Origin of the sequence: Lelliottia jeotgali (genome assembly GCF_016771845.1) — a bacterium.
In the GTDB taxonomy this organism is placed as follows: domain Bacteria; phylum Pseudomonadota; class Gammaproteobacteria; order Enterobacterales; family Enterobacteriaceae; genus Enterobacter; species Enterobacter jeotgali.
Genome location: NZ_JAENMQ010000001.1, coordinates 693486 through 712999 on the forward strand (window position 1 = coordinate 693486; position 19514 = coordinate 712999).

The window sequence follows — 19514 nt, forward strand, 5'->3', positions numbered from 1 at the left end:
AATAAAGGTTTAGCCACTCTTAAATCGTTCCGGTCCGGCCTTTAGAATAGAGAAAGAATTCTAAAGAGGTCTCCATCGTGTCTAATACCAGCCTGCCAATCGATGTAACGGAAGCACAGCCCGTCAATATTATTTCCTCCCTGACAAATGGTCAGCTTATACCTGGCCCGATCTGGAGGAAGCGTGACTATCGCATCAAGTTCTTCCTGCGCTCATTGCTGTTCTGGTCTTCGACAAATCGCATGCTGACCGCTCTGGCACATCGTGCGGATTTCTATCGCCTTCTGGCCGCACAGGTGACGCTGCCGAGCAAAACGCACCGTCAATATCTGACGCGCGGGATGAATGCAAACCAGCGTGCCGAGGCCATCGTTCATCACTATGAATGGCTCGATGCCCTGCCGGATGCTAATCTGGCGACCGCACTGACTCATCCGACGGCTCATCCGGTGCTCAATTTTCAGGCTAAAGATGACGCGAGTTATACCGTTTATGCATCGTCGGCCAGCAAAGCAGAGCGCGAAGGTGAAAGTACGCTATGGCTCCGTGACGAAGAAGACACCCTGCTGGCGAGTCTGACGTTTAGCGTTGTTCCCGAAGGCGACAGTTCTGCGCTGGTGATCGGCGGATTGCAAGGCCCGCGTCGTGGAGTCACGCGCGAAACGATCAAAAAAGCCACTCGCGCCTGCCACGGCCTGTTCCCGAAACGGGTTCTGATGGAGGTGATTTTTAACCTTGCCGCCAAAAGCAATATCACTGCCATTTATGGTGTCAGCGACGAAGGACACGTTTTCCGCGCCCTGCGCTATCGCCTGAGTAAAGGCCGCCATTTCCACGCCAGCTATGATGAGTTCTGGGCGTCCATCGACGGTAAGAAAATGTCCGCGTATCGCTGGCAGCTTCCACTGCAGATGGAGCGTAAATCTCTTGAGGATATCGCCAGTAAAAAACGCGCCGAATATCGCCGCCGTTTTGGCCTGCTGGATGAAATCGCAGAAGGCATCAACGCCCGCTTTTAACCGAGGTGGGGGTGAACGCCTCCACACAAAAATTTAACAAAACCGCCAAAAAGCGCTGGACTTTCGCCCGCCTGATTGTGGTATGGTTAAATTCGAGGCGCAGGATGTTCCTCATCTGCCATGAGTGAAAACAGGAAATAACGTTCACTTTCATGCAGATAAAAAGAGACCGAATACGATTCCTGTATTCGGTCCAGGGAAATGGCTCTTGGGAGAGAGCCGTGCGCTAAAAGTTGGCATTAATGCAGGCTCAAGTCGCCTGACACTTTAAGAATAGATGACGACGCCAGGTTTTCCAGTCCGCAGCAAAAGTGGTCAGAAAATTTCGCGATTGAGCATCCCAAAACAAAAAAACCGCACTGCTTCCTGTCAGAAGCCTGCGGTTTTTTTATTGGAAACCTAAGATTAACAGAGCGTGTTGGCACGCTCGATAAACGGGGCGAGGCTCATCTTCTGGCTCGGGTTTGCCGGGTCGTCAATCTGGATAATGCTGATGGGCTGGCCGTTGCTCTTGCCGCTGGCAACCTGCTGCTCGGCAACATCATTGAGCGGGTATTGCACCAGGGTGCTCGGATTGATGGCATAGAGTGCGTGGCCTGGACGGCAGGTCAGCATGACCTCTTCGCGGTTAAAGGCCCACTTATCTTTACCCACTTCAAAGCGGCTCACGGTAATCACCTGCGGAGCAGCAAACGCGGAACCGGCGCACGCCAGCAAGACGAGAGAAAGAACTGTTTTTTTCATACGTTTAAACCTTGTCAGAAAGGCTCCCAGGTCGCGAACAGACTGACGATTGCCAGCACCAGCGCCCCCAGAACCACCTCAGCCTGTGTCATCCAGATAAAGAGTTGTTGTTCGCGCCCCGATTCAGGACGAAATCGCGGAACCAAAAGATACCGATTCAGCAGCGCAATAACCACCATCATCGCCACCAGCGCACATTTCACCAACAGCAATTGCCCATATTCCGTGCGCCACGGCCAGTTCAGGCCGAGGATCAGCAGCATATTGACTACACCGGTCAGGATCACACCCGCCACCGCATAATGCCCGATACGCGAAAAACGCATCATGGTATAGATGGCCTGCACGCGCCAGCGCCCTTTTGCCAGCCGCATGCAAAACACCAGCGGGAGCAACGCGCCAACCCAGGTCGCTGCGCTGAGCAAATGAACTGCGTGATTAATCCGCTGCAGAACGCCCGGAACGCCGTCGCGCATCGCCGCATGACCAACACCCGCGAGTAAAATAAACTGGCCGATGGCGAGCAACAGCAACAGGCGCGCGCTTTTCGCAGGTGCAATCCAGGCCGCACAAGCGGTGAGGAGTGCCAGCACGATTTGCCACAGCCAGACACCGCCAAACCGCGTGCTGGCGACCGCCTCCCAGATTTCCGGCTGAATAACGTCACCCCAGCCGTCGCCCATTAATCCGCCCTGCACCGCCAGCATCAACAGCGCCGTGAACAGGCTCACCAGCGCGGCCATTTTTTGCTGCCACTGGAATCGACGTGTCATCAGCCTTTGCAGGGAAAAAGGAGCCAGCCATGCGCTGTAAAACGCATTGCCGAATATCAGCATCAGCGCCGCAAAATGCACAAAACGCAGAGCGACGTAACTGAACGCCAGCATCTTATTTCACGCTAAAGTGATAGCTGCCTTTAGTTTTATGGCCGTCAACAGAGACGACATGCCAGTCTACGGCATAGCTACCCGGCGTCAATGGCTGCTCAATAGGCACAATCAGCTGCGTGTTGTCGTTTTCTGCACGCTTCACCGCGCCGATTTTAACGATCTGCTGTTTATCGCCGGTGATTGAAACACCGCTGAATTTAGGCTCAATTCCTTCCGAAAAATTGAGCGTCAGCGCCTGTGGGGCAGCGGTCACAGCTGCGTCGGCAGCCGGGTACTGATGCTTCAAATGGGCATGAGCCAGCGCGGCAGGTACCGTCGCCACGGAAAACAGAAATGTCAGAGCGCAAGCCGCGCGAGATGCAGTGAATACCATATCAATCATTCCTTTGGGTTATGTCTATATGACAGAGGATAACTCTGTATAATATCTGAGTCGAGGACGATCCTGTGCAGGCTTGTCAACGCAGAGCAACCACGGTAAGGTCAGCGCCGCATAATCAGGAGAAGGCAATGAAGATCAATCTGGCTACTATCCCCCAGGATGAAATGGACAAAGTGAATGTCGATCTCGCGGCGGCGGGCGTGGCATTCAAAGAGCGCTATAACATGCCGGTTATCGCGGAAGTCGTTGAGCGCGAGCAGCCCGCTCATCTGCGCGACTGGTTTCGCGAGCGCTTAATTGCCCATCGTCTTAAATCCGTCACGCTGTCGCGCTTACCGTACGAACCTAAAGTTAAGTAAACCCGGCGCGTCGTTACACTTCCTTACATGGATTGTGGCAGGATAGAAAAACCCTGAAGTATTCAGGTGTATTATCAATCCCTGAGACGAGTGTATAAGGAAGTCACGATGTCCCAATGGAATATTGCCGCCGCGCAGTATGCCCCCCGGCATAACTGCATCGATGCCCACGTGCAGCATCATCTTCGCTTTATCAACGCAGCCGCCCGTCAGCAGTGCCACTTGCTCGTTTTCCCTGAACTCTCTCTGACCGGCCCTGCCGACGCCGACGCCGCGTTGCCCGACGCGCCCAGCGAGCAAGCATTAGCCCCCCTCGTCGAGGCGGCGCATACTCTGTCTATTACCGTAATTGCCGGCATCACTGTGGAAACCGGCGGTGAGCGTCAGAAAGGTTTGGCCCTCTTTTCCCCGAATCAGACTCACGTTTTACGCTATTCGCAGGGCAGCGGTGCGTGCCTGACGCCGGGTAACACGCAGCTTACGATTGTGGATGGTCAAACGGAACGATTGAGTCTCGATCCCCAGGCGGCGTTATTCACCTGTAGCCAGGCGGTCGGTGAGATGCGCTGGCGTGATTCCATCAGCCGCCTGCAACGCTTTGCCCATAAATATGCCATTACCGTGCTGATGGCGAATTCAGACGGTCACAGCGCACTTTGGGATTCTAGTGGACAATTGATTGTGCGCGCCGACCGGGGTGAGCTGTTATTAACCGGAACATGGGGTAAGCAGGGTTGGCAAGGTGATATCATTCCTTTACGCTAACGTTTTTACGGCCAGGAGTGAGCCATGCTGCGTGTAATCGACACCGAAACCTGTGATCTTCAGGGCGGGATTGTAGAGGTTGCGTCTGTTGACGTGATTGACGGACAGATCGTTAACCCCATGAGCCATCTGGTTCGGCCCGATCGCCCTATTAGCGCACAGGCGATGGCGATTCATCGCATCACCGAATCGATGGTGGCGGACAAACCGTGGATTGAAGAGGTGATACCGAACTACTTCGGCAGCCCGTGGTACGTAGCGCACAACGCCAGTTTTGACCGCCGCGTGTTACCGGAGATGCCCGGCGAGTGGATTTGCACCATGAAGCTGGCCCGTCGCGCCTGGCCGGGAATTAAATACAGCAATATGGCACTGTATAAATCCCGTAAGCTCAGCGTGAAAACGCCGGAAGGATTACATCATCACCGTGCGCTGTACGATTGCTACATCACGGCGGCGTTACTCATTGATATTATGAATAACACTGGCTGGACGCCGGACGAGATGGCGACCATCACCGGTCGCCCCGCTCTGCTGACCACCTTTACCTTTGGTAAATATCGTGGCAAACCGGTGTCCGAAGTGGCCGAGCGCGATCCGGGCTATCTGCGCTGGTTATACAATAACCTCGACCGCATGAGCCCGGAGTTGCGCCTGACGCTGCGTCATTATCTCGACGAAGCCTAATCCGCCGCGTGGCCTGGCAGCGTCTCTTGCGCCAGGCCAATCAGGAATGCATATTCAAGTGCCACGCCTTCATAGGATTTAAATCGCCCTGATTTCCCGCCGTGACCAGAATCCATATCGGTACAGAGCAAAAGGAGATTATCGTCGGTTTTTAGCTCTCGCAGTTTCGCCACCCATTTCGCCGGTTCCCAATACTGCACCTGAGAATCATGCAGGCCGGTGGTCACCAGCATATGCGGATAGGCCTTCGCTTCGACGTTATCGTACGGGCTGTACGCTTTCATGTAGCGATAGTAGGTTTCGTCCTGAGGGTTGCCCCACTCTTCAAATTCGCCCGTCGTTAACGGAATTGACTCATCGAGCATCGTGGTCACGACGTCAACGAACGGCACCTGGGCGACGATACCTTTAAACAGCTCTGGGCGCTGGTTAATCACCGTCCCCATCAGCATCCCACCTGCGCTGCCGCCCATGCCAAAGCACAGTTTCGGACAGCCGTAGCCCAGTGCAATCAAGCCATCGCACACGTCGAGATAGTCGTTGAAGGTGTTTTTCTTTTTCAGGAACTTGCCTTCTTCGTACCAGTGCTGACCCAATTCCCCGCCGCCGCGAACGTGTGCAATAGCGAACACAAATCCTCGGTCGAGCAGACTGAGTCTGCTGCCACTAAAATCGGCGTCCATGCTGGCACCGTATGAACCATAGCCATACACCAGCAGCGGATTTTTGCTCTTGCAGAAATGATCTTTGTGATACACCAGCGATACCGGTACTTCCACGCCGTCTCGCGCCGTTATCCACAGATGCTCGCTGCGATAGTGGCTGGCATCAAAACCAGCCACTTCGGATTGCTTCAGCACTTTCCGCTGGCCGGTATTCATATCGAGTTCAAACAGCGTGTCGGGGGTGGTCATCGACGAATAGCCATAGCGCAGACGCGAGGATTCCGGCTCCGGGTTATAGCCAATCCAGGTCACGTACGCCGGATCGTCAAAGGCGATCCCCACCACTTCGCGCGTTTTACGGTTGATTTGTCGGATACTGGTCAGCCCGCGCTGGCGCTCTTCCACCACCAGCCAATCGGTAAAGAGCGTGAAGCCCTCCAGCATCACCTGCTCGCGCGCCGGGATCAGCACTTCCCATTTACGCTCATCGCGCACTTTGGTTTTATACAGGCCAAAATTTTTGCCTTCCCGATTTGAGCGCAGATAGAACGTGTGCTGGAAATGGTCAAGGCTGTACTCGTGGTCTTTGCGGCGCGGTAAAAAACAGAGCGGCTGCGCGTCGGGCAGTTCTGCATCGAGCAGCAGCACTTCGGTGGTGGTAGCGCTGGCCAGCGAGATAATGACATAGTGACGCGAGGTGGTTTTGTGCAGGCTAACGTAAAAAGTGTCGTCCTTTTCCTCGTACACCAGCTCATCGTTGCCAGAGGATGTCCCTACGGTGTGCCGCCAGACCTGATAAGGCAGCAGCGTCGAGGCGTGCTTTTTGACGTAATAGACCGTTTCGGAATCATTCGCCCAGACAAAATCGGACGAAACGTTGTCCAGCATTTCCGGATACCAGTTTCCCGTTTCCAGATTACGAAAACGCAGGCCGTACTGGCGGCGAGACAAGTAATCTTCCGCCAACGCCATAATGGTGTTATCGGGTGAAATCCCCATCCCACCGAGAGTATAAAATTCGCTGTGCGCCGCGCGCTGATTGGCATCGAGCAGCGTTTCCCACTCGTCCCATTCCGCACAAAGCACTGACTGGCGCTGGTAAATGGCGTATTCGCTGCCCGGCTCGTAAAGATGGCGATAGCGGTAGCCGTTTTTGGTCCAGGGCGCGGAGATATCGCGCTGCGGCACACGCGCGACCATTTCTGTCAGCAGGCTGTCCTGAAGCGCCTGCTGCGAAGACATCACCTTTCGGCCGTAATCATTTTCCTGGTGAAGGTAATCAAGCACTTCCGACTGCGCGCGATCGTCATCGCGCAGCCAATAGTAATTATCAATGCGCGTATCACCGTGGGTGGTGAGCGCTTTGGGAATGCGTCGGGCTTTTGGCAACATATCAGTTTTTCTTTTTGGTTTTACACCCTATAAGGGTGGCAAAACGCACGCACGATGCAAGCGAAACGTGACAGCTGCCGGGTAAAATTAACCCTGTAATGCCTGTTTTTGCTGTTGAATATCCTGTTCAATCCCTTCGCGCACATCCTGCGGGATTTTTAGTGCATCACCGAGCGCATTCAGATAGCTGCGCTCCATAAAGTGATCGATATCGATAGCCGCTGCACTCAGGAAATAAAGCTCAAGCGCCTCTTCCTCGTTTTTCACACTTTGCGCCAGACGGTTTGGGTCCAGCGGTTGTTCAATCGCCTGCGCCACCAGCGCCCGGCCCTGCTGTTCAACACCCGCTTCGCGCATTTGCTGTTCGATAGCGGCGCGTTCTTTGTCATCAATATGCCCGTCGCTTTTGGCGGCAAACACCAGCGCCAGAATCAGTCGTTCGGTTCGCAAATCCATCGGCGTAACCTGCTGACCAAACTGCGGCTCATCCTGATGGGCGGTGCGCACTTTATCTTTGTATTTGTTCCACAACATCGTTCCGGCAATGGCTCCGCCACCCGCCAGCAACGCGCCGGTGCCGTATTTCGCCAGCAATTTACGCGAGGATTTATTGGCTACCAGCAGGCCTGCCAGCCCGCCGAGCGCTCCAGGCACCAGCAGCTTACTCAGCCCCTCTCCGCCCGTTGACGACGCTTTCTGACCTAACATGGACTGCAATTGATTCAACCAGCCTGACATGATTTTCCCCACTTAACGGTTCGCAATGGTTACAGCCTATGCGAGGTGATGTCAGGAAATGTCTGTCGGCACTAAAGAAGCGCAAATTTCCCGGGCACATCATCACGCTAGCTTCTGAGGGAAGACAGACGCAAACGTTTTCGTTTATACTGCGCGCAACTTTTTCAGGGGGAATTTATGACTCTTTTAGGAACTGCACTGCGTCCAGCCGCGACGCGCGTCATGCTGTTGGGTTCAGGCGAACTGGGAAAAGAAGTGGCTATTGAGTGCCAGCGCCTGGGCGTAGAAGTGATCGCCGTCGATCGGTATGCCGATGCGCCCGCCATGCACGTGGCACACCGCTCATACGTGATCAATATGCTCGACGGTGATGCCCTTCACGCACTGATTGAGCAGGAAAAACCTGATTATGTGGTCCCGGAAATCGAAGCTATCGCCACCGATACACTGATTGCCCTGGAGCACGAAGGACAGCGCGTAGTCCCTTGCGCCCGAGCGGCAAAACTGACCATGAACCGGGAAGGCATTCGCCGTTTAGCCGCAGAAGAGTTAGCGATTCCCACATCACGCTACCGCTTTGCCGATGGAAAAGACGATTTCCTGCAGGCCGTGGAACAAATTGGTTACCCTTGCATCATTAAGCCGGTGATGAGCTCCTCCGGCAAAGGCCAGAGCTTTATCCGTGACGCATCCGCACTTGATAAGGCGTGGGATTACGCCCAACAAGGCGGCCGCGCGGGTGCCGGGCGCATCATCGTTGAAGGCGTAGTGAAGTTTGATTTCGAAATCACCCTGCTGACGGTCAGCGCGGTGGACGGCGTGCATTTCTGCGACCCGATTGGTCATCGTCAGGAAGATGGCGATTATCGTGAGTCCTGGCAGCCGCAGCAGATGAGTCAACTGGCGCTGGAGCGCGCGCAGGAGATGGCCCGTAAAGTGGTGCTGGCGCTGGGCGGTTACGGTCTGTTTGGCGTTGAGCTGTTCGTCTGCGGTGATGAGGTGATTTTCAGTGAAGTCTCGCCACGTCCGCACGACACCGGGATGGTGACGCTGATTTCACAGGATCTTTCGGAATTTGCCCTTCACGTGCGCGCATTCCTCGGCTTGCCAGTCGGCGGCGTCCGTCAGTATGGCCCGGCGGCTTCCGCCGTGATCCTGCCGCAGCTAACCAGTCAGAATGTGACCTTCAGAAACGTTGAAGCCGCTGTCGGCGCGGGTTTGCAGCTGCGTCTGTTTGGTAAACCGGAAATTGATGGAAGCCGTCGTCTGGGCGTGGCGTTAGCCACAGGTGAAAGCGTGGAAAGTGCGGTTGAGCGAGCGAAAAATGCAGCGCAGGCCGTCAGTGTGAAGGGATAAAAAAAGCCGGGTGGCGCTGACGCTTACCCGGCCTACTTTTCAGAGTTTAACGACGGATATTACTTCGCGCCTTCAACCGCTTCACGCGCCAGCTTAGTAATGCGATCCCAGTCGCCCGCTTCCAGCGCATCCGCCGGGACCAGCCAGGAGCCACCGATACACAGAACGCTTTTCAGCGCCAGGTAGTCACGGTAGTTCGCTGGAGAGATGCCACCCGTTGGGCAGAAACGCACCTGAGAGAACGGACCCGCGATCGCCTGCAACGCTTTGGTGCCGCCGTTAGCTTCAGCCGGGAAGAATTTGAACTCTTTCAGGCCGTAATCCATACCCAGCATCAGCTCGGACACGGTGCTGATCCCAGGGATCAACGGAATAGTGCCTTCTGTTGCGGCTTTCAGCAGCGGCTCGGTCAGGCCTGGACTGATGGCGAACTGTGCACCCGCTTCAGTCACTTCCGCCAGTTGCTGTGGATTCAGAACCGTACCGGCACCGATAATCGCATCCGGCACTTCTTTCGCGATAGCGCGAATCGCGTCCATCGCGCAAGCGGTACGCAGTGTGACTTCCAGAACACGAACACCACCTGCAACCAGCGCTTTCGCCATTGGGACGGCATGCTCCAGTTTGTTCACCACGATAACCGGCACTACCGGGCCAGTTGTCAGGATTGCTTCTGCACTTGTTTTCCAGTTTTTCATCAGTGTTTTTCTCTCGCCAGATCGTTAATTCTTGTCGTCTTAAAACGTAATACAGGTTGCGCCCTGCTCAGCACCGGAGAGTTTCTCGCGCAGTGCACTGAACATTTCGCGTCCTGTTCCCACACGCGACGCGCTCAGGTCAGGAATATGCGGCTTACGGGCTGCCAGTTCGGCTTCATCCACCAGCAGGGTCAGTTCGCCTGTCTGGCCATTGACGCGGATAATATCGCCATCGCGGACTTTCGCCAGTAACCCACCGTCGTAAGCTTCGGGAGTGACGTGGATCGCTGATGGCACTTTACCTGATGCGCCAGAGAGTCGTCCATCGGTAACCAACGCAATTTTGAAACAGCGGTCCAATAATACACCAAGTGGTGGCATAAGTTTATGTAATTCTGGCATGCCGTTGGCTTTTGGTCCCTGATGGCGAACGACCACCACGCAGTCTTTGTTCAGCAGACCGGCTTCGAAGGCCGGCAGCACGTCGTGCTGGCTTTCGAAAATCACCGCAGGAGCTTCGACAATCTGGTTTTCAACCGGCACTGCGGAGGTTTTCATCACCGCGCGACCGAGGTTTCCGCTCAGCACTTTGGTGCCGCCGTGATGGGAGAATGGCTTCGCGAAAGTGGCGATAACCTGCTCATCGAGAGAATCCTGCGCGCCTTCGCGCCAGTCGAGCTGGCCATCGTTCAGCCACGGCTCCAGGGTGTAACGTTGCAGGCCAAAACCGGCCACCGTATTGACGTCTTCATGCAGCAGCCCGCCTTTCAGCAGCTCGCGGATCAGCACCGGTACGCCGCCCGCCGCCTGGAAGTGGTTGATATCTGCCGGGCCGTTCGGGTAGAGACGCGCCATCAGCGGCACAATTTCTGACAGATCGGAGAAATCATCCCAATTGATCTGTATACCCGCCGCACGCGCCATCGCCACCAGATGCATGGTGTGGTTGGTGGAACCGCCGGTCGCCAGCAACGCGACGATCCCGTTGACGATCACTTTTTCGTCGACCATTTTACCCAGCGGCATCCACTCGTTGCCGTTGCCGGTCAGACGCGTCACCTGGCGTGCGGCGGCTTCGGTCAGCGCCTGACGCAGCGGAGCATCCGGCTGAACGAACGACGAACCAGGTAGCTGCATCCCCATGAACTCCACCACCATCTGGTTGGTGTTGGCAGTACCGTAAAACGTACAGGTACCCGCGGCGTGATATGACGCGGCTTCGGCTTCCAGCAGTGCGCTGCGATCCACTTTGCCTTCGGCGTACAGCTGACGGATGCGGACTTTTTCTTTATTCGGTAAACCACTCGCCATCGGGCCAGACGGGACAAAGATGGCGGGTAAATGGCCGAATGACAACGCCGCCATCGCCAGACCTGGGACAATCTTGTCGCAAACACCGAGGTACAGGGCACCGTCAAACATATTGTGGGACAGCCCCACCGCCGCGGACATCGCGATAATTTCACGGCTCAACAGGGACAGTTCCATTCCGTCCTGGCCCTGGGTCACACCGTCACACATGGCGGGCACACCGCCCGCAACTTGCCCGACCGCATTGGCGCTGTGCAGCGCTTTGCGGATAATTTCCGGGTAGTGTTCATATGGCTGATGGGCGGAGAGCATATCGTTGTAGGAGGTGATGATCGCAATATTGTTACGCAGCATGCTTTTCAGCGAGGCTTTATCGTCCGGCTGGCAGGCGGCGAAACCGTGGGCCAGGTTACCGCAAGCGAGTTGCGAACGATGTACCGTATCGGTCTTCGCCTGCTGGATGCGGGCGAGGTAGGCAGAACGCGTCTCTTTTGAGCGCTCAGTAATGCGTTGTGTTACGCGTAACAATACAGGATTCATAGAAGCTCCTCTAATTTATCTGTCCTGGCTCGGGAGTTAACAAGGTGAATCGCTTGTATTAACAAGGCTGAAACGCTTGCGGTCCGTAGCTCGGGGGCAAAATCGCTGCAGCCAGTGTAATAAAAAAAGCTCCACGGGTGAATCCACGTGGAGCTTAAATGCTTAAAAATTGTGCCACAATCTGTGTTAGATCATGTTACCGGTAAAATAACCCGTTCGGATTAGCTTCCGGCTTACTCGAACTCGTTCCAGGAACGACCATCGCGGGTGATCATCGCCACTGAAGCGACCGGTCCCCAGGTGCCTGCCTGATACGGTTTAGGCGCATCCTGATCGGCGGCCCAGGCTTCAGTAATGGAGTCGACCCATTTCCAGGCTTCTTCCACTTCATCACGACGCACGAACAGCGCCTGAATACCACGCATGGTTTCGAGCAGCAGACGCTCGTAAGCATCGGCCAGGTGCGTTTCGTTAAAGGTTTCGGAGTAGCTCAGGTCCAGCTTGGTGGTCTGCAGGTTGTGCTTATGATCCAGACCCGGCACTTTGTTCAGCACCTGAATATCCACGCCTTCATCAGGCTGCAAACGGATAGTCAGCTTGTTCTGCGGCAGTTCCTGCCAGGACTCTTTGAACAGGTTCAGCTCTGGGTTTTTGAAATAAACCACCACTTCAGAACATTTGGTCGGCAGACGTTTACCGGTGCGCAGGTAGAACGGAACACCCGCCCAGCGCCAGTTATCGATATCAACGCGGATCGCCACAAACGTTTCGGTGTTGCTGGTCTTGTTCGCACCCTCTTCTTCCAGGTAGCCAGGGACTTTTTTGCCCTGCGCGAAACCAGCGGTGTACTGACCGCGAACGGTTTTCTCACGTACATTCGAGCGATCGATACGACGCAGAGATTTCAGCACTTTCACCTTTTCGTCGCGAATGTTGTCCGCTGACAGGTCAGACGGCGGAGACATGGCGATCATGCACAGGATTTGCAGCAGGTGGTTCTGAATCATGTCGCGCATCTGGCCGGCCTGGTCAAAGTAACCCCAACGCCCTTCGATGCCCACTTCTTCAGCCACGGTAATTTCGACGTGATCGATAGTGCGGTTGTCCCAGTTGTTGGCAAACAGGGAGTTCGCGAAACGCAGGGCCAGCAGGTTCAGAACCGTCTCTTTACCCAGATAGTGGTCGATACGGTAAACCTGGCACTCTTCGAAGTACTCACCCACCTGGTCATTGATTTCGCGGGAAGTGGCAAGCGAGGTGCCCAGCGGTTTTTCCATGACGACACGCGCAGGCTTGGCGTTGAGCTTCGCTTCGCCCAGGCCTTTGCAGATCGCGCCAAAGGTGCTTGGCGGCATGGCGAAATAGTTGATCGTGACGCGGTTTTCCTGGTCCAGCATTTTGCCCAGACGGCCAAATGCTTTGGTGTCATTGACGTCGAGGTTGCAGAAATCAAGACGTCCACTCAGCGCATCCCACAAACTTTCATCGATCTTTTCTTTCATGAACGTTTCGAGCGCTTCACGCACCACTTTGATGTAGGCGTCTTTATCCCAGTCAGCGCGGCCCACGCCCAGGATACGAGTATCCGGGTGGATCTGGCCTGCTTTTTCCAGTTGATACAGGGAAGGCAGCAATTTCCGGCGTGCAAGATCGCCTTTCGCGCCGAAAATGACCAGGTCACATGCCTGGGCTGTTTGCGTTACCGCCATGTCATTCTCCTCAGTTGGATATCCTGGTGCTTTTGCCAGAATATCGTTGTAATTTTATTACAATGCACTGTACTGCTTTTACGTCATTCCCGAAACCATTAGCGCTTAACGTCGCGTGCGATAACGCGATTTTTCTCTGTTTACGCGCTTCAGTGACGGCAATCACTGCGAATCTGTTGATTCCTGGTTGCGAGCGGGTCGTTGAGAAAACCCGACCGCGATCAAGTAATGAAAAAAAACAACATTATTTCATGTTCTTCATTACCCTTCTGCAAGGCCACAGGGGTATATTCTTCCTAATTCGAATCACGATTTCATCAATTAATGAAATCGTTTCCACCCATGAGCGTCTTGTCAAAATGAACATGCTGGAAAAAATCCAGTTTCAACTGGAACACCTTAGCAAATCCGAGCGTAAAGTGGCTGAAGTTATTCTCGCCTCGCCAACGCAGGCCATTCATTCCAGCATCGCCGCTCTGGCGCAGGAGTCGGGTGTCAGCGAGCCCACCGTTAACCGTTTTTGTCGTAGCCTTGAGACGCGCGGGTTTCCCGATTTTAAACTGCATCTGGCTCAAAGTCTGGCAAACGGCACGCCCTATGTAAATCGTAATGTCGATGAAGATGACAGCGTAGAGGCTTATACCGGTAAAATATTTGAATCCGCGATGGCGACGCTCGACCACGTGCGTCAGTCGCTGGATAAAGCTTCGCTTAATCGCGCCGTTGATTTACTGACTCAGGCGAAGAAAATCGCCTTCTTCGGACTGGGTTCTTCAGCCGCTGTTGCGCACGACGCCATGAACAAATTTTTCCGCTTTAATGTCCCGGTTATTTACTCCGATGACATTGTGCTGCAACGCATGAGCTGTATGAATTGTAACGAAGATGACGTGGTGGTGCTGATCTCCCACACCGGGCGCACCAAAAGTCTGGTGGAACTGGCGCAGCTGGCGCGTGAAAACGATGCCATGGTGATTGCACTCACCACCGCAGGCACCCCCCTGGCGCGAGAAGCGACGTTAGCCATCACCCTGGACGTGCCGGAAGATACGGATATGTACATGCCGATGGTCTCCCGACTTGCACAATTAACCGTCATCGACGTGCTGGCTACCGGTTTTACACTGCGCCGTGGCGCGAAATTCAGAGATAACTTGAAGCGGGTCAAAGAAGCGCTCAAGGAATCGCGTTTTGATAAAGAATTGCTCATTAAGGGCGATGTACCCTAAATGTTTTTATAAGGTTGTTACTTTTTTCGGTATTCGGTAAGTTTCTACACAGCACCGAATCTATGTTCACGCAACACCAAAGTTGTTTCAGTCAACGGAGTATTACATGTCCAGAAGGCTTCGCAGAACCAAGATCGTGACCACTTTAGGCCCGGCAACCGACCGCGATAATAATCTTGAGAAAATTATCGCCGCAGGCGCCAACGTGGTACGCATGAACTTCTCTCACGGTACGCCAGAAGATCACAAATTACGTGCAGATAAAGTCCGTGAGATCGCGGCAAAACTGGGGCGTCATATCGCCATCCTCGGCGACCTGCAGGGTCCGAAGATCCGCGTATCGACGTTTAAAGAAGGCAAAGTTTTCCTCAACATCGGCGATAAATTCCTCCTCGACGCCAACCTCGGTAAAGGCGAAGGCGACAAAGAGAAAGTGGGCATCGACTATAAAGGTCTGCCTGCTGACGTAGTGCCGGGCGATATCCTGCTGCTGGATGATGGCCGCGTGCAGCTTAAAGTGCTGGAAGTTCAGGGCATGAAAGTGTTCACCGAAGTGACCGTTGGCGGCCCGCTTTCCAACAACAAAGGCATTAACAAACTCGGTGGTGGCCTCTCTGCCGAAGCGCTGACCGACAAAGACAAAGCCGACATCATCACTGCAGCGCAGATTGGCGTCGACTACCTTGCCGTCTCCTTCCCGCGCTGCGGCGAAGACCTGAACTATGCTCGCCGTCTGGCGCGCGATGCAGGTTGCGACGCCAAAATCGTTGCGAAAGTAGAACGTGCGGAAGCCGTTTGCAGCCAGGATGCGATGGATGATGTGATTCTGGCCTCTGACGTGGTGATGGTTGCCCGTGGCGATTTGGGGGTTGAAATTGGTGACCCGGAACTGGTCGGTATTCAGAAAGCGTTGATCCGCCGTGCGCGTCAGCTGAACCGTTCTGTCATCACTGCGACCCAGATGATGGAATCAATGATTACCAACCCAATGCCGACGCGCGCAGAAGTGATGGACGTGGCCAACGCCGTACTGGACGGTACCGATGCGGTCATGTTATCAGCAGAAACGGCAGCAGGTCAGTATCCGGCTGAAACCGTGGCAGCCATGGCGCGCGTATGCCTGGGCGCAGAAAAAATCCCAAGCATTAATGTCTCCAAACACCGCCTGGACATTCAGTTTGATAACGTGGAAGAAGCGATTTCCATGTCCGCGATGTACGCGGCAAACCACCTGAAAGGTGTAACTGCGATCATCACCATGACCGAATCCGGACGCACTGCGCTGATGACGTCTCGTATCAGCTCCGGTCTGCCGATTTTCGCCATGTCTCGTCATGAGCGCACTCTGAATCTGACCGCGCTGTACCGTGGCGTTACGCCGGTTTACTTCGACAGCACCAACGACGGTGTTGCGGCGGCTAACGATGCGGTCAATCTGCTGCGCGACAAGGGCTATCTGGTTTCCGGTGATATCGTTATTGTGACTCAGGGTGACGTCATGAGCACCATCGGCTCGACGAACACCACTCGCGTGATGACCGTCGAGTAATATCGGCAGTTGTTGTAGCCAAAAAAATCCCCCGTCTCCGGGGGATTTTTTATTTCTTCGGGAACAACTCTTTACGCTTATACGGCTCTTTCTCACCGGGTTTACGCGTCTTAAGCAATTTCAGAATCCACGTGTACTGCTCAGCATGCGGGCCGACGAGGATTTCGACCTCTTCGTTCATCCGGCGTGCGATGGTGTTGTCGTCAGCGTCCAGAAGATCGTCCATCGGCGGTCGCACTTCGATGGTCAGACGATGGGTTTTGCCATCGTAAATCGGGAACAGCGGTACAACGCGGGCGCGGCAGACTTTCATCAGCCGACCAATCGCAGGCAGCGTAGCTTTATAAGTGGCAAAGAAATCGACAAATTCGCTGTGCTCAGCACCGTGATCCTGATCCGGCAAATAGTAGCCCCAGTAACCCTCACGCACCGACTTAATGAACGGTTTGATGCCATCGTTACGCGCATGAAGGCGGCCACCAAAACGACGGCGGACGGTGTTCCACACATAATCAAAAATTTTATTACCCTGGTTATGGAACATGGCTGCCATTTTCTGGCCCTGAGAAGCCATTAACATCGCGGGAATGTCCACGCCCCAGCCGTGCGGCACGAGGAAAATGACTTTTTCGTCGTTACGACGCATTTCATCGATAATCTCCAGCCCTTTCCAGTCTACGCGATTCATGACCTTTTCCGGCCCGCGCAGCGCCAGCTCACCCATCATCGCCATCGCCTGTGGCGCAGTGGTGAACATGGCGTCAATAATCGCTTCGCGCTCGGCGTTGGTCTTTTCAGGGAAACAGTAATAAAGATTGATCTGCGCACGACGACGCGCGCTTTTGCCCAGCCGTCCGGCTAACAGGCCAATTTTACCCAGCACCGGGTCACGTACAGATGCAGGAAGCAGCGCAATGCCCGCAAAGGCATAAACACCCAGCCACGCGCCCCAGTTGCGCGGGTGACGAAAAGATTTCTCAAACTCGGGAATGTATTCACTGTTGTTTTTTTGGGTTTCCATGCGGGTTCCAGGGTCTGGTGAAGCACAAAATAATAATGAGTTAGTGTAGCGAGGCAGGCTGCATCGCACAAAAGAAAAAGCCGGTGCATCTCTGCACCGGCTTTACAATAACGACAGGTTAGTCGAAGCGCAGTTGCGGCATAACCTCTTTAACCTGGGCCAGATAGTCGGTGCGATCTTTACCGGTCAGGCCTTCGGTGCGTGGCAGTTTCGCCGTCAACGGATTTACCGCCTGCTGGTTAATCCACACTTCATAGTGCAGATGCGGGCCAGTGGAGCGTCCGGTATTGCCCGAAAGCGCAATGCGGTCACCGCGTTTCACTTTCTGTCCCGGCTGAACCAGCAGCTTACGCAGGTGCATATAGCGGGTGGTGTAGGTGCGCCCGTGACGAACCGCCACGTAATATCCCGCCGCGCCGCTGCGTTTAGCGATAACCACTTCGCCGTCACCCACGGAAAGCACTGGCGTGCCCTGCGGCATCGCGAAGTCAACACCACGGTGCGGTGCTACGCGACCCGTAACCGGGTTCAGGCGACGCGGGTTAAAGTTGGACGATATACGGAACTGTTTCGCCGTCGGGAAACGCAGGAAACCTTTCGCCAGCCCCGTACCGTTGCGGTCATAGAACTTACCGTCTTCGGCACGAATGGCGTAATAATCTTTGCCTTCTGAGCGTAAGCGCACACCCATCAGTTGGCTCTGTTCACGCTTGCCGTCCAGCATTTCGCGGGACATCAGAATCGAGAATTCGTCGCCTTTTTTCAGTTTGCGGAAATCCATCTGCCACTGCATGGCTTTGATCACCGAGCTGATTTCGCCGCTGGTTAATCCGGCTTCGCGCGCGCTGGCCACAAAGCTGCCACCCACGGTGCCTTTCAACACATTGTTGACCCAGTCGCCTTGCTGCATTTCGCTGGTCATTTTGAAACCGTTTCCAGACCGATCGTAGGTACGGGTTTCACGACGTGAGACTTCCCAGGTCAGACGCTGCAAATCGCCATCGGCGGTCAGCGTCCAGGATAATTGCTGGCCAATTTTGAGGTTACGCAGATCTTTGTCAGATGCGGCGAGCTGGCTGATATCACCCATCTCAATACCGTACTGATTGAGAACGCTGCTCAACGTATCGCCCGTCGAGACAACGTATTCATGGATGCCGGCTTCGTTCGCGGTTTTGTCATCCAGCTCATCCTGAGGAATCGCTTCGTCTTCCTGAGCAGCCTGATCGATAGGCTCGCTGGCATCGGGCAGCAAGGAACGAATTTCGCTCTTTTCCAGCTCGATGGTTTTAATGATAGGGGCTGAATGTGGGTGGTACACATAGGGCCGCCAGACGGCGACCGCTAAGGTGAGAACTGTCAGGGACCCCAGCATAACGCGGTGGGGTCTGGGCAGATTATTAAATGCCAGGGCGACAGAGCGGGCTATCTGTTGCACGTGTTCACTTCCTCGTTAATCTCCTTTCAGGCAGCTCGAATACTGGTTCGCCAATTGACTGAGGAACTGCGAGTAACTCGCCTTGCTCAGCTGAATATTGGTTCCAAGCGGGTCCAGGGTTCCCATGCGCACGGACGTTCCCCTGGCCACGGCTTCAACGACCGCTGGCCTGAACTGTGGCTCAGCAAAAACGCATGTCGCTTTTTGCTCAACCAACTGTGTTCTGATTTCATGTAAACGCTGCGCACCGGGCTGAATTTCCGGGTTGACGGTGAAGTGACCCAGCGGGGTCAGGCCGTAGTGTTTTTCGTAGTAGCCATAGGCGTCATGAAAAACGAAATACCCTTTACCTTTCAGCGGTGCGAGCTCGTTACCCACCTGCTTATCGGTTGCGGCTAATTGTGCCTCAAAATCCTTCAGGTTGGCGTCTAGTTTGGCTCGACTTTGCGGCATAAGTTCCACTAATTTGTCATGGATTGCAACCGCTGAGAGCCGCGCTATCTCTGGGGAGAGCCAAAGATGCATGTTGTACTCGCCGTGATGGTGATGGTCGTCACCTTTTTCACCCTCGGCATGATCATGGTCGTGATCGCCGTCGTCGTCGTCAGCCCCTTTCATGAGCAACGGTTTCACGCCAGAAAGCTCAGCAATGGTGACCTGTTTTTGCGGCGGAACTTTGCTCGCTGATTTTTGCATGAACGCTTCCATCTCTGGACCAATCCAGACCACTAAGTCCGCGTTCTGTAAGCGTTTTACATCGGATGGACGCAAAGAATAATCATGCTCGGAGGCACCGTCAGGCAGTAAAACCTGCGTTACTGTCACGCCATCGGCGATGGCCGAAGCGATGAATCCCAGTGGTTTAAGCGAAGCGACAACGGCGGCGTTAACATCTTGTGCTGCTGAACCCCAAAGGCCAGCGGATAATGCTGCGAAAAGAAGCGTATTTTTATGTAACATAATGCAACTTATTATCGTAATGAATGCGTGGAATGTGATATTATAACATTCGTTGACTTCTG

At 54.4% G+C, this 19514-nt stretch carries 18 protein-coding genes; 7 read left to right on the plus strand and 11 right to left on the minus strand.

What is annotated here, in order from left to right:
• Positions 1 to 77: 77 nt before the first annotated feature.
• Positions 78 to 1019 (plus strand): VirK/YbjX family protein, encoded by a 942-nt coding sequence (locus tag JBO43_RS03370; protein ID WP_202673717.1) that lies wholly within the window; start codon positions 78 to 80, stop codon positions 1017 to 1019.
• A 405-nt stretch (positions 1020 to 1424) separates the two neighbouring features.
• Here JBO43_RS03370 and JBO43_RS03375 read toward each other — a convergent pair whose 3' ends face one another.
• From JBO43_RS03375 to yobA, 3 genes are read right to left on the minus strand one after another with little or no spacing between them, the layout of a single operon-like run.
• The gene (locus JBO43_RS03375; protein ID WP_202673718.1) at positions 1425 to 1763 is read right to left on the minus strand and encodes a YebY family protein; all 339 of its coding nucleotides are present in this window, start codon (positions 1761 to 1763) and stop codon (positions 1425 to 1427) included.
• 14 nt (positions 1764 to 1777) lie between these two features.
• On the minus strand, positions 1778 to 2650 hold the full coding sequence (copD, locus tag JBO43_RS03380; RefSeq protein ID WP_202673719.1) for a copper homeostasis membrane protein CopD: 873 nt from the start codon (positions 2648 to 2650) through the stop codon (positions 1778 to 1780).
• 1 nt (position 2651) lies between these two features.
• On the minus strand, positions 2652 to 3026 hold the full coding sequence (yobA, locus tag JBO43_RS03385) for a CopC domain-containing protein YobA (protein ID WP_095282371.1): 375 nt from the start codon (positions 3024 to 3026) through the stop codon (positions 2652 to 2654).
• A gap of 137 nt (positions 3027 to 3163) precedes the next feature.
• Here yobA and JBO43_RS03390 point away from each other — a divergent pair, with 137 nt between their 5' ends.
• The 3 genes from JBO43_RS03390 (at position 3164) to exoX (ending at position 4846) form a co-directional block, all read left to right on the plus strand.
• On the plus strand, positions 3164 to 3394 hold the full coding sequence (locus JBO43_RS03390; protein ID WP_095282372.1) for a DNA polymerase III subunit theta: 231 nt from the start codon (positions 3164 to 3166) through the stop codon (positions 3392 to 3394).
• A gap of 108 nt (positions 3395 to 3502) precedes the next feature.
• Positions 3503 to 4159, plus strand: a complete 657-nt coding sequence (locus tag JBO43_RS03395) for a carbon-nitrogen hydrolase family protein (RefSeq protein ID WP_103946072.1) — start codon at positions 3503 to 3505, stop codon at positions 4157 to 4159.
• A 24-nt stretch (positions 4160 to 4183) separates the two neighbouring features.
• Positions 4184 to 4846: an exodeoxyribonuclease X gene (exoX, locus tag JBO43_RS03400; RefSeq protein WP_095282374.1), complete on the plus strand. Its 663-nt coding sequence runs from the start codon at positions 4184 to 4186 to the stop codon at positions 4844 to 4846.
• Here exoX and ptrB read toward each other — a convergent pair.
• Both ptrB and JBO43_RS03410 read right to left on the minus strand, forming a co-directional pair.
• Positions 4843 to 6903, minus strand: coding sequence for an oligopeptidase B (gene ptrB / locus JBO43_RS03405; protein WP_202673720.1), 2061 nt, complete (start codon positions 6901 to 6903; stop codon positions 4843 to 4845). The genes exoX and ptrB overlap by 4 nt on opposite strands.
• 87 nt (positions 6904 to 6990) lie before the next feature.
• Positions 6991 to 7641, minus strand: a complete 651-nt coding sequence (locus JBO43_RS03410) for a tellurite resistance TerB family protein (RefSeq protein ID WP_202673721.1) — start codon at positions 7639 to 7641, stop codon at positions 6991 to 6993.
• Between the two features lie 177 nt (positions 7642 to 7818).
• Between JBO43_RS03410 and purT the strand changes: the two genes are divergently transcribed.
• Entirely contained in the window at positions 7819 to 8997 is a 1179-nt protein-coding gene (gene purT, locus JBO43_RS03415; RefSeq protein ID WP_202673722.1) for a formate-dependent phosphoribosylglycinamide formyltransferase, read from the plus strand.
• 59 nt (positions 8998 to 9056) lie between these two features.
• Here the strand turns inward: purT and kdgA are convergent, their stop codons facing one another.
• The 3 genes from kdgA to zwf all read right to left on the minus strand — a co-directional run bounded on the left by kdgA (position 9057) and on the right by zwf (position 13255).
• The gene (gene kdgA, locus JBO43_RS03420; protein ID WP_095282378.1) at positions 9057 to 9695 is read right to left on the minus strand and encodes a bifunctional 4-hydroxy-2-oxoglutarate aldolase/2-dehydro-3-deoxy-phosphogluconate aldolase; all 639 of its coding nucleotides are present in this window, start codon (positions 9693 to 9695) and stop codon (positions 9057 to 9059) included.
• Positions 9696 to 9734: 39 nt separating this feature from the next.
• Positions 9735 to 11546 (minus strand): phosphogluconate dehydratase, encoded by a 1812-nt coding sequence (edd, locus tag JBO43_RS03425; RefSeq protein WP_103946075.1) that lies wholly within the window; start codon positions 11544 to 11546, stop codon positions 9735 to 9737.
• A 233-nt stretch (positions 11547 to 11779) separates the two neighbouring features.
• Positions 11780 to 13255, minus strand: coding sequence for a glucose-6-phosphate dehydrogenase (gene zwf / locus JBO43_RS03430; RefSeq protein ID WP_095282380.1), 1476 nt, complete (start codon positions 13253 to 13255; stop codon positions 11780 to 11782).
• A 359-nt stretch (positions 13256 to 13614) separates the two neighbouring features.
• On the opposite strand from zwf, the gene JBO43_RS03435 reads away from it, so the two are divergent.
• Complete coding sequence (locus JBO43_RS03435; RefSeq protein ID WP_095282381.1) at positions 13615 to 14484, plus strand: MurR/RpiR family transcriptional regulator; 870 nt, start codon at positions 13615 to 13617, stop codon at positions 14482 to 14484.
• 106 nt (positions 14485 to 14590) lie between these two features.
• Positions 14591 to 16033, plus strand: a complete 1443-nt coding sequence (pyk, locus tag JBO43_RS03440; RefSeq protein WP_095282382.1) for a pyruvate kinase — start codon at positions 14591 to 14593, stop codon at positions 16031 to 16033.
• A 49-nt stretch (positions 16034 to 16082) separates the two neighbouring features.
• On the opposite strand, the gene lpxM is transcribed toward pyk, so the two are convergent.
• From lpxM to znuA, 3 genes are all read right to left on the minus strand, one after another.
• Positions 16083 to 17054: a lauroyl-Kdo(2)-lipid IV(A) myristoyltransferase gene (gene lpxM / locus JBO43_RS03445; protein ID WP_202673723.1), complete on the minus strand. Its 972-nt coding sequence runs from the start codon at positions 17052 to 17054 to the stop codon at positions 16083 to 16085.
• A 118-nt stretch (positions 17055 to 17172) separates the two neighbouring features.
• Positions 17173 to 18492: a murein DD-endopeptidase MepM gene (gene mepM, locus JBO43_RS03450; protein ID WP_095282384.1), complete on the minus strand. Its 1320-nt coding sequence runs from the start codon at positions 18490 to 18492 to the stop codon at positions 17173 to 17175.
• 15 nt (positions 18493 to 18507) lie between these two features.
• Entirely contained in the window at positions 18508 to 19452 is a 945-nt protein-coding gene (gene znuA, locus JBO43_RS03455; protein ID WP_202673724.1) for a zinc ABC transporter substrate-binding protein ZnuA, read from the minus strand.
• Positions 19453 to 19514 lie beyond the last annotated feature (62 nt).

Coding starts and splice junctions, on each gene's coding strand:
- edd (WP_103946075.1), bottom strand. CDS start 11,546: ATGAATCCTGTATTGTTACGCGTAACACAACGCATTACTGAGCGCTCA.
- ptrB (WP_202673720.1), bottom strand. CDS start 6,903: ATGTTGCCAAAAGCCCGACGCATTCCCAAAGCGCTCACCACCCACGGT.
- JBO43_RS03375 (WP_202673718.1), bottom strand. CDS start 1,763: ATGAAAAAAACAGTTCTTTCTCTCGTCTTGCTGGCGTGCGCCGGTTCC.
- lpxM (WP_202673723.1), bottom strand. CDS start 17,054: ATGGAAACCCAAAAAAACAACAGTGAATACATTCCCGAGTTTGAGAAA.
- yobA (WP_095282371.1), bottom strand. CDS start 3,026: ATGGTATTCACTGCATCTCGCGCGGCTTGCGCTCTGACATTTCTGTTT.
- JBO43_RS03390 (WP_095282372.1), top strand. CDS start 3,164: ATGAAGATCAATCTGGCTACTATCCCCCAGGATGAAATGGACAAAGTG.
- znuA (WP_202673724.1), bottom strand. CDS start 19,452: ATGTTACATAAAAATACGCTTCTTTTCGCAGCATTATCCGCTGGCCTT.
- purT (WP_202673722.1), top strand. CDS start 7,819: ATGACTCTTTTAGGAACTGCACTGCGTCCAGCCGCGACGCGCGTCATG.
- JBO43_RS03410 (WP_202673721.1), bottom strand. CDS start 7,641: ATGTCAGGCTGGTTGAATCAATTGCAGTCCATGTTAGGTCAGAAAGCG.
- JBO43_RS03395 (WP_103946072.1), top strand. CDS start 3,503: ATGTCCCAATGGAATATTGCCGCCGCGCAGTATGCCCCCCGGCATAAC.
- kdgA (WP_095282378.1), bottom strand. CDS start 9,695: ATGAAAAACTGGAAAACAAGTGCAGAAGCAATCCTGACAACTGGCCCG.
- exoX (WP_095282374.1), top strand. CDS start 4,184: ATGCTGCGTGTAATCGACACCGAAACCTGTGATCTTCAGGGCGGGATT.
- pyk (WP_095282382.1), top strand. CDS start 14,591: ATGTCCAGAAGGCTTCGCAGAACCAAGATCGTGACCACTTTAGGCCCG.
- copD (WP_202673719.1), bottom strand. CDS start 2,650: ATGCTGGCGTTCAGTTACGTCGCTCTGCGTTTTGTGCATTTTGCGGCG.
- JBO43_RS03435 (WP_095282381.1), top strand. CDS start 13,615: ATGAACATGCTGGAAAAAATCCAGTTTCAACTGGAACACCTTAGCAAA.
- zwf (WP_095282380.1), bottom strand. CDS start 13,255: ATGGCGGTAACGCAAACAGCCCAGGCATGTGACCTGGTCATTTTCGGC.